General features: G+C 40.5%; 16 protein-coding genes. 9 read left to right on the forward strand and 7 right to left on the reverse strand.

Translation table 11 applies throughout. The annotated features are described in order from the left end of the window. Positions 1-31: 31 nt before the first annotated feature. The gene (locus NOM01_RS00100) at positions 32-1324 is read right to left on the reverse strand and encodes an MDR family MFS transporter (protein WP_255745337.1); all 1293 of its coding nucleotides are present in this window, start codon (positions 1322-1324) and stop codon (positions 32-34) included. Between the two features lie 176 nt (positions 1325-1500). Between NOM01_RS00100 and NOM01_RS00105 the strand changes: the two genes are divergently transcribed. Next, positions 1501-2376 (forward strand): DMT family transporter, encoded by an 876-nt coding sequence (locus NOM01_RS00105; RefSeq protein WP_255745989.1) that lies wholly within the window; start codon positions 1501-1503, stop codon positions 2374-2376. Between the two features lie 216 nt (positions 2377-2592). Next, complete coding sequence (locus NOM01_RS00110) at positions 2593-3777, forward strand: CDP-glycerol glycerophosphotransferase family protein (RefSeq protein ID WP_255745338.1); 1185 nt, start codon at positions 2593-2595, stop codon at positions 3775-3777. A gap of 31 nt (positions 3778-3808) precedes the next feature. Here NOM01_RS00110 and NOM01_RS00115 read toward each other — a convergent pair whose 3' ends face one another. Beyond that, a complete protein-coding gene (locus NOM01_RS00115; protein ID WP_255745340.1) occupies positions 3809-4375 on the reverse strand; it encodes an NAD(P)H-dependent oxidoreductase in 567 nt (188 codons plus the stop codon). A gap of 173 nt (positions 4376-4548) precedes the next feature. Further along, complete coding sequence (locus NOM01_RS00120) at positions 4549-5799, reverse strand: L,D-transpeptidase (RefSeq protein ID WP_255745990.1); 1251 nt, start codon at positions 5797-5799, stop codon at positions 4549-4551. A 386-nt stretch (positions 5800-6185) separates the two neighbouring features. Here NOM01_RS00120 and NOM01_RS00125 point away from each other — a divergent pair, with 386 nt between their 5' ends. Beyond that, entirely contained in the window at positions 6186-6488 is a 303-nt protein-coding gene (locus tag NOM01_RS00125; RefSeq protein ID WP_255745342.1) for an iron-sulfur cluster assembly accessory protein, read from the forward strand. A gap of 79 nt (positions 6489-6567) precedes the next feature. Here the strand turns inward: NOM01_RS00125 and NOM01_RS00130 are convergent, their stop codons facing one another. The 3 genes from NOM01_RS00130 to NOM01_RS00140 are packed head-to-tail and all read right to left on the reverse strand — an operon-like array spanning position 6568 to position 9369. After that, on the reverse strand, positions 6568-7227 hold the full coding sequence (locus NOM01_RS00130; protein ID WP_255745344.1) for a DUF6320 domain-containing protein: 660 nt from the start codon (positions 7225-7227) through the stop codon (positions 6568-6570). 3 nt (positions 7228-7230) lie between these two features. Beyond that, a complete protein-coding gene (locus NOM01_RS00135) occupies positions 7231-8499 on the reverse strand; it encodes a condensation domain-containing protein (protein WP_255745346.1) in 1269 nt (422 codons plus the stop codon). Beyond that, positions 8500-9369 carry an alpha/beta hydrolase gene (locus NOM01_RS00140; RefSeq protein WP_255745347.1) on the reverse strand — a complete coding sequence of 290 codons (870 nt, stop codon included), beginning with the start codon at positions 9367-9369 and terminating at the stop codon, positions 8500-8502. A gap of 194 nt (positions 9370-9563) precedes the next feature. Between NOM01_RS00140 and NOM01_RS00145 the strand changes: the two genes are divergently transcribed. Next, a complete protein-coding gene (locus NOM01_RS00145) occupies positions 9564-10403 on the forward strand; it encodes an aldo/keto reductase (protein WP_255745349.1) in 840 nt (279 codons plus the stop codon). Positions 10404-10529: 126 nt separating this feature from the next. Here the strand turns inward: NOM01_RS00145 and NOM01_RS00150 are convergent, their stop codons facing one another. Then, on the reverse strand, positions 10530-10838 hold the full coding sequence (locus NOM01_RS00150; protein WP_255745351.1) for a DUF6506 family protein: 309 nt from the start codon (positions 10836-10838) through the stop codon (positions 10530-10532). Between the two features lie 519 nt (positions 10839-11357). On the opposite strand from NOM01_RS00150, the gene comGC reads away from it, so the two are divergent. Genes comGC through comGG form a run of 5 tightly spaced genes read left to right on the forward strand, consistent with a single transcriptional unit; the run spans position 11358 to position 13258 of the window. After that, positions 11358-11684, forward strand: a complete 327-nt coding sequence (gene comGC, locus NOM01_RS00155) for a competence type IV pilus major pilin ComGC (protein ID WP_255745352.1) — start codon at positions 11358-11360, stop codon at positions 11682-11684. Next, a complete protein-coding gene (gene comGD / locus NOM01_RS00160; RefSeq protein ID WP_255745354.1) occupies positions 11665-12123 on the forward strand; it encodes a competence type IV pilus minor pilin ComGD in 459 nt (152 codons plus the stop codon). The genes comGC and comGD overlap by 20 nt, the downstream gene beginning before the upstream one ends. Further along, on the forward strand, positions 12107-12436 hold the full coding sequence (locus NOM01_RS00165) for a hypothetical protein (protein ID WP_255745356.1): 330 nt from the start codon (positions 12107-12109) through the stop codon (positions 12434-12436). Before comGD ends, NOM01_RS00165 begins: the two co-directional genes overlap by 17 nt. Beyond that, the gene (comGF, locus tag NOM01_RS00170) at positions 12433-12873 is read left to right on the forward strand and encodes a competence type IV pilus minor pilin ComGF (protein WP_255745357.1); all 441 of its coding nucleotides are present in this window, start codon (positions 12433-12435) and stop codon (positions 12871-12873) included. The genes NOM01_RS00165 and comGF overlap by 4 nt, the downstream gene beginning before the upstream one ends. Then, positions 12848-13258, forward strand: coding sequence for a competence type IV pilus minor pilin ComGG (gene comGG, locus NOM01_RS00175; RefSeq protein ID WP_255745359.1), 411 nt, complete (start codon positions 12848-12850; stop codon positions 13256-13258). The genes comGF and comGG overlap by 26 nt, the downstream gene beginning before the upstream one ends. The last annotated feature ends 4 nt before the right edge of the window (positions 13259-13262 follow it).

A 13262-nucleotide genomic window follows, 5' to 3' on the forward strand; every position in this document is an offset into this window, starting at 1 on the left:
CAATCGTTCATTTATTCATTAGCACTTAATTTTACATTTCAGCATTTTTTGGTTCAACCCGCCGCGAAATAGTCCGTTTATCGACATGCGGCAAAATGGCCATGTAAAGTACGGTTCCGGTAAGTCCAATAACAGTGATGATCAGTGCTGTTGCAAGGGTTGATAAATAGGTGCCGATCATGATTGTTGCAGACGCGATCAGCATAGCAAGATTATATTTCAAACCGTTAATAGCCATATATATGCTCCGTGCATTTTCCGGCGGAATGGCCGCGGCATAGGATTGTTCTACCGGCACTCGAAAGACTTCGCCTACTGTTAGGATAAGCATGAATGTGACCAAAAGCCAAATATTATCCGTGTAGGCAAGCACGCCATAACCAATCGAAAAAAGTGCACAGCTGCCAATTAATGCTGTTTTATCATTCAGACGTTTACTCACACCCGACACAAATAACATGAGCAGTGCAACAAGTATCGTATTTTCACTGCGTAAAAAGCCAAGCATCGTTAATCCGTTGACCCTCCAGAAAAGAAATGACTGTGTCGGCATCTCCTCACTTAGACGAATTCCGATATAATTGGTCAGCTGCAGCTCCATTGAAAAAACGAGAACTCCGGCAATGACAAAAACGATGAAAAGCCGGTCCTGAAATACCCTGTGATAGCTGGAAAAAATATGTAATAGATGCTTATTTAACGACATTTGACTAGATTGATGATGAACATGGCTCTCTTGAATAAAGAACGCAACGAGAAAAACAACCCCTAGTTCCACAATACACAGAGCAACAAAGAGTTCGAATAAATAGTGCTGGAACAGTAAAGCGCCTAGAATTCCGCCAATGGCAATGGACAAATTGTTCGCCCAATACGTAATTGAATACATCAATTTACGCTGCTCCGGTGTGCTGACGTCGATCAGCATCGCATCATTAGCCGGTCCGGCAAGTCCCCAAGAAATGCTATTAACAATCATCATCATGAAGGTAAGTCCTGCCGATTCAAAAAAAGGTGAATTACTGACCATCATAACGGCAAATGCTGCAAAACGAGCGCATTCTGCATAAAACATTACTTTTTTTCGACCGAATTGATCCGATAAATAACCACCAATGAACGAATTTGTGATACCAATAAAAATGTTAATGAGCAACAATAAACCCGTCGTTTTTGCACCAAAATGCTGTGCTAAATATATGGTCATAAAAGGAAAAATCATCCCGCCTACAAACCGGCTGGTAAATGTTTCAATGATTCTTATTTTAATATTTTTGTGGAAGTCACGGAATCGCAAATTATGCCTCTTTTCTCTTAGATGCATGGTTTGTATTGATCATACTGTTCATTTTTAGAAAATGTGCATCAGGTCAACCAGTATACCATTACTTGATATTTTTTGTAACAAAAACTCAATGGTTTGCTAAATTTTTATGATAGAATCAATTTATGCATCTTTTGTCCAAACATCAAGAACGGAAGTGATTTTTTTTGGAAACAATGAACCGCAAGTACCTATATATTATTCTTTTCTTTGCCGCTTTCTCGCTTTCTACATCAGCTATTTTCGTAAAATTATCTGACGCCCCGTCGACGATTATTGCCGGTTATCGCATGCTTATCTCAACAGTCGTACTTTTGCCCTTTCTCCTATTCAATAAATCAAATCGCTCAGCATTACGAAAACTGTCCAAAAAGCAATGGTCTCTCGGCATGCTTTCCGGATTCTTTCTTGCTGCTCACTATGCCCTGTGGTTTGAATCGCTCAGATTCACTTCTGTCGCAAGCTCAACTGTGCTTGTCACCCTGCAGCCTTTGTTCGCTTTTATCGGAGGCTATTTTCTTTTCGGGGAAAAACTAACTCGCCAATCACTATTTGGTGGGCTTCTAGCGATCACAGGCAGTGTAATCATTGGTTGGCAAGACTTTCAGATAAGCGGTGTCGCTCTTTTCGGTGACTTACTCGCATTTATTGCCGCCGGATTGATTACCGGATACTTTTTTCTCGGCCAAGAACTTCGCAAAAAACTGTCCCTGCTTCCCTATGCGATTATTGGCTATGGCAGCAGTGCACTCTTTCTCTTCACTTATTCCGTGATCAGTGGATTCTCACTTACTGACTATTCTGCAAACAATTGGTTATGGTTTGTATGTCTCGCTCTCATTTCAACTATTCTCGGACAGACAATTTTCAATTGGCTGCTGAGATGGCTCAGCACATCTACAATATCTATGAGTATCGTTGGCGAACCGGTTGGAACCTGTATCCTTGCTTACTTCTTCTTAAGGCAAAGCGTCACCTTGCAGCAAGCCATTGGCATCACCACCATACTTGCAGGTATCGCGATCTTTCTAATGAAAAAGAAGCAGGCATAAATTTAATAAATGTTATTTTTATCTAACTACTGTCACTTTATAAACTGCCCGTATTGCTGAAAATTCCTCGTTTAATCCCTTTTCCGATTAACTTTTTCACAGCTTAAAAATCAATCATCATGAGCAATCTGATTGACCTGAGTTCCTCGTAATGCCCATACTGAATTAAAACGAATATCTATTATCTGCAATCCTAAAAGGACGGAATCCAAAACGATGCTTGCCAAAAAATCATTTTTATCACGTAGAAAAGGGTTCTTACGCTACTTGCCGGCTATGCTCTTGGCGGTACTGCTGAAGCCATTATTCTTCATTTACTTTAAAAAGAAAAAAATCGTGTTGATTGGCGGACATTGTGGTGAAAAATACGCGGATAACGCAGCCGCATTACATCGCTTTCTAATCAAAAATCACCCGGAGTACACGGTTTACTTTGGTTTGACTGATCGTAATGATACGCTTATGCGTACCATCGGAGGACCGACTTATCAGTTGGGTTCTGTATGGAATTATCTTCTTTATGGCTATGCCGTCATCTGCTATTATTCGCATTCACTTGAGTCTGATGTAGCTCCGGAGATTGATTTCACTCCTTTCGCCCGTACAAAATTGATTAAAGTGTATTTAGGGCACGGAATCGATGGTCTAAAACGTAACCTGTTTATTTTCGATACCCGACACAGTAATTATTTTGTCTGCTCCTCAAAGCAGGAAAAACTGATCAAGAAAAATGAATGGGGAATTCCGGAAAATAAGTTAATCGTCACAGGACTGCCGAGATACGATGAACTGTATCTCAAACATGATCAACCATCGACACGGACTATTCTTTACATGCCGACGTGGAGAGAATGGTTGAATGCCGATCAAAGCTTTTTCTTCAGCGATTTCTATAAACATGTGTCTGCATTGCTAAATAACCAACTGTTAGAACAAACGCTGCTGCACTACGGCTATCACTTAAAAGTTATGCTGCATCCTTTCCTCCATTCTGTATTTAAAAAGTTTATGGAGCAAAATCATCGTCTTCATTCCGTGTATTTTTGCAATCCTGATGAAGAGATTCAGAAATTGATACTCAGAAGTGATGTGCTGATCACTGATTATTCCAGTGTCTCATGGGACTTCTACTACTTGGACAAGCCTGTGCTCTTCTATCAATTCGATCAATCCGAGTATTTGGAAAAACGGGGATCCTACTTGGATTTTTCAAAGGATCTGTTTGGCAGTGTCACGTATAACGCTGACGATACAGTAAAAATGCTGGGTGAAATCCTCTCACTCAGCAAACACTCAGATTATTATCAAAACAAGGTCAATCAGAAAAACCATTTTGATTTTTATGATACAAACAATTGCCAACGTGTCGTTCAGCAAACCTTGCCAAATCTTAGAACATAAGAAAGGAACAGTGATTTTTCACCGATCGAGTTTACCCTTTGAAAATTTGGATCAAGTGCTTTTTAAGCTGGTCCGCATAGACTGATGCGTTGGGATTCTTTATAACATCATGAAAAGATATACTTGGCAATTTCGTTAAGCCAACGAAATCTTGAGTATCATGAAATGCTGAGAGCGCGTCATCGACAGTGCGACCATTAAAAAATGTCCCTGGTGTATCAAATACATCGTTCGGTGCATTCCATGTCGTGGATACGGAATAGCTTTTGCCTTTCAGCAAACCGCCTCTTCCATATTCGAATGTGCTGGAGTAGAAAACACCATAAGTGTAAACATCTTCGATATACCGCTTCAAGACAGCAGGAGCAGCAAACCAATAAATCGGAAATTGAAAAAGAATAAAGTCGGCCTTCTTCCATTTATTCTCTTCTTCGTTTACATCATATCCGTCCGCAACAGTAGTTGCCAGTATAGTGAATCCCTTATCCTTCAAATAACCGGCAGCAGTGTCTGAAAGAAACGTGTTTAAGTCACCTTTTGCAACATCATTGTAACGAGTGTCCATACCATTAATAATGAGCACAGTCTGATTTGACAAGATATGTTCCCCCTAACCGTGTCGTTGTAACCATTTTATTATCTCTCTATTGACTAATTCAGTAAAGCGCTATCATCTCTTAAAAAGGATGTTATGCAGAACATAAGCAAAATGAAACAGAGACCGCCTCATCAAAAAGATAGATTGATGAGACAGTCTCTTCAGATTCAAGATTAATAGATAATTACCGGCTCGTTTTGTTCGAGATTATCATAGACGGTTTTCATTACGGACGGAGGTGTATTGACACAGCCGCCTGATCCCTGTGTTAAGTATGCATCCTTTTTCCAGTTTCTTCTCCAGCTGGCATCATGAAAGCCACAACCGCTGAGTGTAAACGGTGCCCAATAGTCAACTTTTACCGAATAATGTGCGTTGCCGGCTTCGCTTCCTTCCAAAGTAGAAGGAGATTCTTTGTACATGACGTACCAAAGACCCTTTGGTGTATCTTCATTTGTATCATGTCGACCGGTCACTACATCTGTAGTAATGACGAGTTTGCCATTTTTATAGATCCATATTTTTTGTTCGGCAATAGATACTTCTGCATAGCTTGTTCCAATTCCGTTATTCGTCGTGTTATGGTAACCGATGCCGTAGGTGCTGTACCCAACACCATAGACATTGTAGGCTTTCAGTGACGTTGTTCCATTTTCAAACGCCTTCTGAATCCGGTCGGTTTCTTTACTTACGTTCAGCGCCCATCCATAGGATTGGCCCTGAACAGAGATAATTTTGCCTGTATGCGTCTTAAATTGAAATTTCTTATTTAAGGTCGATTGATTATTATTGATTTCTTCGATCTTATTTTTCAGCTCACTTGGATCAATCGTCACTTTCATCTTTGATGTTGCTTTTGCATTTTTGATCAACTCACTTGCATTTAAAGCGTAGACTTTATTTTGAACCGAATAATTTACACTCTGATTCATGAGCGACTTAAGTACTTTAGTTTTATCTTTAACTATTTTGCTATCTTCCTTAATTGGGTGCAGACGCGATAACGTTAGATGGATTTCACTGTTATACTCCTGTTTGTCATAATCGCTCATGATTTTTTCTATATCATATTGCTCGCCGGCTTCACTTTTAGATACCTTTAGATCACCATCTTCTATGTAAGCATAGGCGTCTTTAGGTGCTTTCAATTTTTTATTTAATTGTTTTAGCCGGTCTTCCACTTGTTTCTTCAGTGTGCTTGATCGATAATCGTCTTTTTCTGCTGGATTTAGTGCATAATTATTTGTCTTGAATGATGGTACCCATGTCTGTTGCTTTTTAAAAACTCGATTTACGGCTGATAAATCTTGTTTCGTAAATTTAGCTACTGTGTTCTTACCGTTGATGATCTTCTCATCTCCAATAAAGACATCATTTTTTAGGGTTTGCGAAGCCAATTTACTCACTACCTGTTCGGGCTTCAGATGTCCGACTTTGACACCATTTATCGTTACATTCGCATTAAAATGTGTCGCCTGATAGTAACCCATAATTCCAAAAACTAATGCCGCGATAATCACGACACTGCTACTTATAATAATGACATTACGCTTCAGAATGATCGCTCACCTCAAAAAGTATCAATTTAACAATTAACGTTCCATGTTATGTTTTGGTTTCACAAGATATTCGTTATCTATAAGATATATGAGTGGAAGCAATTTAACAAGAATTTATTAATAGAGAAGTTTCAGATAAACAAATGATATTTCAGCATCCATTGGAAAATATGGCCTTTTTGCACGACTTTTTCTTTCCAATTATGGCATAATAAGACAGTGATCTAGAAAATAAAAGAGGCGAATCGATAATGAAATGCAAAGTCAATCGAAATGCAGCAAAAGTAATGAAAACAATGCTTGAGAATGAGGATGCGCAAGGACAAATGCTGCGTGTGATCGTGACAGAGAATCATGGAGATCATGCCCATTATGCATTGACTTATGGGGTACCGACTGAACACGATGAAATTGTTTCTACAGACAAAGGAATCGACGTCCTATTAGATAAACGTGAGGCGCTCCTTGATGGCGTTTGGATTCAATTTTTTTATGTCCCTGAACCAGGATTTGAAATCATTAATCCATCAAAAGGAGATTACAACCATTTCTAATGAGACCGCAAGCACATGATACATGCGATTGTAACCAATGCGGGAACTGATAAGAACTTTTTCCTCATTGAATCAATCCTTATACATGAAAATTTTTCGCAATCTCCTGTAGTACGTTCTTACCTTCAAACAAAATGAGTGCCGATAGAGACAGTACACTTAGCGAAATACAAATAACGGATGGAATGATAAATCCGACTTGCCCCGTGAAGTAGAGGATAAGCGGTACAATTCCAAATACAATGTCGATGATAAAATAGACGATGTAATCCTCAGCCGGCATTTTCGTGACCTTAGCAATAATTGCAAGTGAAATCATTGCAACGCTGCAGGCAATAGGTATCACATAATTCAGCGACCATCCTCGCCAACTGGTAAACCAGTCCCATCCGAGGCTTAAGGCTGATAGAATAAAGACCTGAGCAGTGATGTTATTTGGGATATTGTCTTTTTTTTGCAGTGCATAAATCAAGCTGATCCAGAAACATCCGATTCCCACGGCGACAAACAGCGACCAAAAACCGCTATCAGGAAGAATAAGGTTGACAGCAACACATAGGACGCCAATCATAATAGTCACGAAAATCAGCAGTTTAAAAAACAGTTCGTACTGTCTGTAAATGGTGGGAACGAAAGGATAAAGCTCTTCTTCATCAGTTCCTGACAGCCTGCTTTGACACAAAGGACAATTTGCGTCTTTTCCACGAATGCTTACTTTGCATTTTCCGCAATATTTCATGTCTTAGCTTTCCCCTTCCTTCATATTACCCGTGGGACTCGTTGTGATTTCAACTTCAGCGCCCATACTCGTTAAGGTTCGAAAAAATCGTCTCTGAATCTCCGAACTGACAAAAGGTGATGAAAAACTGATACTCAAGCGATCTTGAAAAGAGCACATGCAGACTTGAAGTTGATTGCTCCCGTAACAAATGTCAAAGGATCGGATAAAGGCCTCCAACTCCTTTGGCATAGAAACAATGCCAAGATTTGAAAAACCGGCCGTCTTCCTGCGTGCCGCGTAGTGATAAGCCACTTTTAATGCAGGATCCTTCACGATAAGTGGTGTGATACGAGCAAAAATATTATGTTCCACCGCCGAATACGTTTCAATCACCTGAGAAAGCTTCTCTTTGGATAACCCAACACGCAAGTCATCACTGATCTTCTTCACAACATCCTCAAATGTCCCGTCATGGTGCCAGTAATCGTATCCGATTAACAGGACACTGAAAAAATTCCGTGCTGAAGCGGAAGGGAAATGGCTGCGCAGATTAACAGGAATATCAAGAACAATCGGCCTTTTCTTTGCCCGTTCGGGAACCGTTTCACTAATGGCATTCATCAGGCAAGCAGCTAGAAAAACAGTAAGTGTCGTGTGATGACGATGTGCCGCATCAAGCAATGGCTGAATTTTGATCAAGCCAGTCATGATTTTCAACCGATCCTCAGGGTATTTGTGACCGCGCAGACGACAAGCAAATACTCGTCTTGTCTGTTTCTTTCTTGAAGAACCCCGATAGTATTTGCGAAAACTATCGTCACTCATCTGCGTTGCTGAGGCATCGAAGTCTAGGCTCGGTTCATCTATTTGATGGTATTGAGACAAATACTTGGTAATCAGCGTCCGAAGAAAGTGCATCGCTCCCGTTCCATCCGAGAGCACATGGTAAACCTCCAAATTGATTCGATTTTTAAAGTAGCTCACATCAAAAAGCAGATTTTTGCTGTTTTTTCTGTACAGTGCCGCACATGGTTGCGTATTTTCCTCATGAACAACCGGCTTTCTATTCGTATTTTCAAGATAATACCAAAAGAAGCCGCGTTTCAATACCGACTGATAAACACGAAAAATTTGTATGGTTTCATCGAGCGCACTCTGCAAGCTCACCGGATCAATTTGTTCGTATAATTCGCAGGAGATTCGGAAAACCTGCGTGTCCGCTTTTTGTGCGGCGGCAGGAAAAATAAGTGCCGCATTATCCAGACTGCTCCAATTATGGTCCGTGTTCATTCACTCCTTAAGAAATACATTGATCAGTTGATAACACTGCTCTACTTGAGCAGTTTGCAGTGAAAAAGAAAAAAAGCCATGCAGAGCGTCTTTTATTCGATAAACAGCAACATCATTGCCAAACTCTTTTAATTTCTCTGCATAAGCTTCTCCTTCGTCCCGAAGCGGATCCAGTTCAGCAGTAATTATTAATGTCTTAGGCTGACCTTTCAGGTGATCAGATAACAGCGGTGCGAAATACGGACTGTTCCGATCCTCCTTATTTTGAACATACAGATCTTGATAATCCTGTATCTTCTTGGATGTCAACAAATAATCTGTACCGTTTTCGGTGATCGAAGGAAATGGAGAAACCTCGCTATGATCATTATAGGTAGACGGATAAAGCAATATTTGCTTCTCAACCTGAAACTCCTCTCGATCGGCCGCCATGAGACTGACCGCCGCAGCGAGCGACGCGCCGGCACTGTCACCCATCAGTACGACCTTTTCACCAGATGCTTCGAGCGGCTTGTCGTATAAAAAAAGTTCTCGGGCAGCCTGGTAGCAATCCTCAACAGCGTAAGGAAAAGGGTACTCAGGCGCGCGCCGATAATCCACCGAGAGCACCCGACGACCCGTCCTATCAGCAATATGAGCACAAATTTTAGTATAGCTGTCTATCGTTCCGCTCACCCATCCGCCGCCATGAAAAAAAAGGATCATTTCTTCTGTCTGGAGTACTTTAGGTGCAAAGAGTCGAACCGGTAAATCATAGCCATCAATCGTTATTTTATGATCCCACATTTTAAATCGCGGGTTAAACGATAAATGCAGGAGATTATTAATCATCCGGTCAACCCGGTAATATTTTTTAACATTTAACTCCATACGAGAGATCACCTTCAGCATCGCTCGTATCATTGGATTGATTGCGATCCGAATCAGCACCTTTCAAATGCACAGATATAGTTATTGTATCATCCTGCTCATTCGTTTGACAGAAGGTCATTTAATATGCACTTTGTTAGACTTGGAAAAATGAGGATGTTAAACTTAATGTGATGAAGGAGGAGAACTATTCAATGACAACCATTCCACAAAGAACACTTAACGATGGATTAGTATTGCCCGCTGTTGGTTTCGGTACATACCAACTCAACGGCGCATCAGGCATTAATTCCATATTAAGCGCAATTGACACAGGTTACCGTTTACTTGATTCAGCATTTAATTATGAAAATGAAGGTGCGCTTGGTGAAGCTGTACGCCGCAGCTCCGTATCACGTGAAGAATTGATCATTACCTCCAAATTACCCGGACGTCATCATAAATATGATGAAGCAATAACGACAATCCAAGAATCTCTCTTTCGTGCAGGGCTGGACTACTACGATCTGTATCTGGTCCACTGGCCGAATCCAAGCAAGGACTTGTATGTGGAAGCATGGCAGGCATTAATTGATGCACAGAAATGGGGCTTGATCCGCTCAATCGGTGTCTGCAACTTCTTGCCTGAGCACTTGGATCGACTCATTAAAGAAACGGGTGTCACCCCAAGCGTCAACCAGGTCGAACTGCACCCTTATTTTTCACAGGAAAAGCAGAGAGCCTATGACAAGGAACACGGAATTGTAACTGAATCCTGGAGTCCATTGGGGCGGGCAAATAAGTTGCTTCAAGATCCAAGCATTAAAGCAATTGCGGATACACACGAAAAATCCGTGCCACAAATTATTCTGCGCTGGCATTTACAACTCGATGCGTTGCCGTTGCCAAAATCGTCTTCACCAAAACGCCAATTGGAAAATCTTTCTTTATTTGATTTCTCACTCAGCGATGAAGAGATGCAAACCATCGGCAGACTAAGTCATCCGGATGGACGAACCTTTGATCAAGATCCCGCTCGCTATGAAGAATTTTAATGAATTTCAAAAGAACGACTGAATGGGCTTTATGCTCGTCAGTCGTTTTTTTATAAAGAGTTAGAGGAATAGTGTAAGTGCGACGGCGACTTCGCCAGAGGTTTGGCAAAGCCAAGTTTTCTAATATTAACTGAATATCTCGTCACCGTTCTTAAATCCAAGGCCAGGATGGTGATCAAAACGCACAACGCCAACTGAAGCCCTTCCCCTTACTGCTGCAGCAACCCTGCCAACGCCTTCATTGCCAAATCCACCGCAAAGTTCGATTGCCTCTACTCCTATATCTGCTAATTCAACCGCCGCTTTTACCGCTTCATCATACGATTTTACTCCGACAACGTTCAGTTTGATCACCGGCGTGTCAATCAGTGCTTTCGCTTGTGCTGTATCAATTTTTGGTCCGATAAAAAGAAAAGCTGCTTTTACTTCTGCCATTTCTCTCATCCTCTCAAAATATTAATTTCCCTATTTAGCATAGCATTAATGTATACGTTTACAATGTGATCTAATTCATAATTTTTATCTTAATTAGGTCACTCAGTTACCATGACATTGTTCAACTATTTGCCACATAATTTCTGTTTATGGAAAAGGTAATTGTCAGATGGTGTCGAATATTTTACATAGTAAACTATCTTTTTTGAAATCAAATAAATATTATGGAGGTGTTCCCATCCTTAGCATTCATATTCCAAATTAGTGAAGGAGTTGATACAACGTTCAGATTCTCACTTTGCGAATACCATCATTTCTTTCTTCTCTGCTTCTGCTTTTCACCCAACCACTTTTGCAACGCTCTCACTTGAAAAAAATTCCACTTTTAAAGTCCAAAAATAGGTAACTGTTGCTGCTGCATCAAGCACATCTGTAAAACAATTTCAACGTTCCAATGAGCTTCCATAGAGATTTTCATATACACTCCACTTTACATCCCACTATAAAGGAGTTCTTCGCATGCTAAAAATCTTCCGTAAATTCATTTTTATGTCACAACGCGGATTCACACTAATTGAAATGATGATCGTATTGTTTATCATATCCATCTTGCTTTTAATTGCGGTTCCGAATATGACCAAATCAAATGATGTTGTGATGAATAAAAGTACTGATGCAACGGTTAAGCTTGTTCAAAGCCAAATCGCCGCCTATCAAATGGACCATGATGGAGCTCTGCCTGAAAGTCTTGATGACCTCATGCCCGACTACGTCAACAGTATCAAGTCCTCAGATGGTACACCACTGAATTATGATGCGTCGACCGGTGAAGTCAGTGTACCATAAAGCATCCTTGACACATGATTTTGGATACACGCTGATTGAGGTATTGATTGTCCTATCAATTGCCTGCATCATTACCCCTATATCTTTTCTTGCTTTTTCCCATCTATCTGATGAAGTCACGCTCAAACATTTTATGAGTGAACTTGACGAAAAAATTCATGATACACAGATTGCCGCAATAAGTGAATCTGACGTCCCTCGGATTGTCTTTAATAACCCTGAACATTTTTATTATGTTTCGTTTAAGAACCGAATCGAACGCATACAAATGAACCCTCGAATTACGATCTACAGCGGCTATCAAGAGAATTCGATCATGATTAATCAGTTGGGGCATTTTACAAATATAAAGACATTCACTATAACATTGGGAAGCATTCGTTATCGACTCGTATTGCTTCTTGGTCAGGGAAGATATTACTATGAAAAGACAACGTAATGAACGTGGACTTTTTCTCCCCGAAGCGATGACCGCACTCGCCATTTTCACTATACTGATCCTTACTGCCGTTCCTTTATTAGTACGCGTAGATCAAGAACGGCAGCTCATCAAACAGAGCCATGAAGCGATCAGTTTGCTAAGCTATCACTTAATGTCGTGGAAATCGAATGGAGCGCTGTCTGCTGAACCGGAAACCTCACTAGATTTCCACATTGAGTGGATCGAACAAAGCGAACACTCAGCATATTTGAGCATCAGTTGGGATTACGAAGGACGCAAGCATAAGATCACTGGGGAAGCCAAACGATGAAGAATCAAGCGGGATATACTTTGCTGTCTATGATGCTGGCCCTCTCTATTTTCCTAATTATTATTAGCCTTGCAATTGGTGTGACTCAATTTATGAATCAGCGATTTCAACTACGACTGGATACACAAAAGGAAACACGCGTATTTTTCATGCAAACGGCAACAGAATTACATTTCTCTCAACACGTATCTTGTTCAACTGATCATCAGACGCTGACTATGAAAAAAGGTACAGACCGTGTAAGTTACACATTTTTGTCAAACGGACGTATCATCCGTCAGGTGAACGGCGCGGGTTATGAAATTGTTCTTCAGCAGGTCAAACATGCAGCGTTTCATTCTGACGGTGAATTTGTTTCAATTCGCGTAACAGATAAAGCAAACCGAAATTATTATTGGGATGATCGACTCTATGTCAAGGATGATGCCGGTGATTAAAGGACGTCAAAGTGATCAGAACGGATTTGTTTTACCATTAACGATGATCTTGTCGCTCATACTGCTCGCTTTTGTATTCCATGCACTGCTGGTGCTGACAAGCGATCGGAAATTTTATCAGCATTCATATGCTCAATTTCAGCTTCAACAAATACGTGAATGCGCGCTTATTGATTTTGAACACGAACTAGAGCAGCGATCGTTATCCGGACAAGGAACACTCATTTATCGCAACGGCACTGTCGCGTTTAATGTTACAGAAAATAAAGAAACAGTGATCATTAAATTTAAAGTTATTACTGACGATCGTAAAGAGATCGATCAAATCACTTATTCCAAAAAAAGTGGAAAACCAATCAAGTGGTCGGAACAATTAAACCAATGAACTC

The sequence above is a fragment of the Sporolactobacillus sp. STSJ-5 genome (assembly GCF_024385605.1).
Classification (GTDB): domain Bacteria; phylum Bacillota; class Bacilli; order Bacillales; family Sporolactobacillaceae; genus Sporolactobacillus.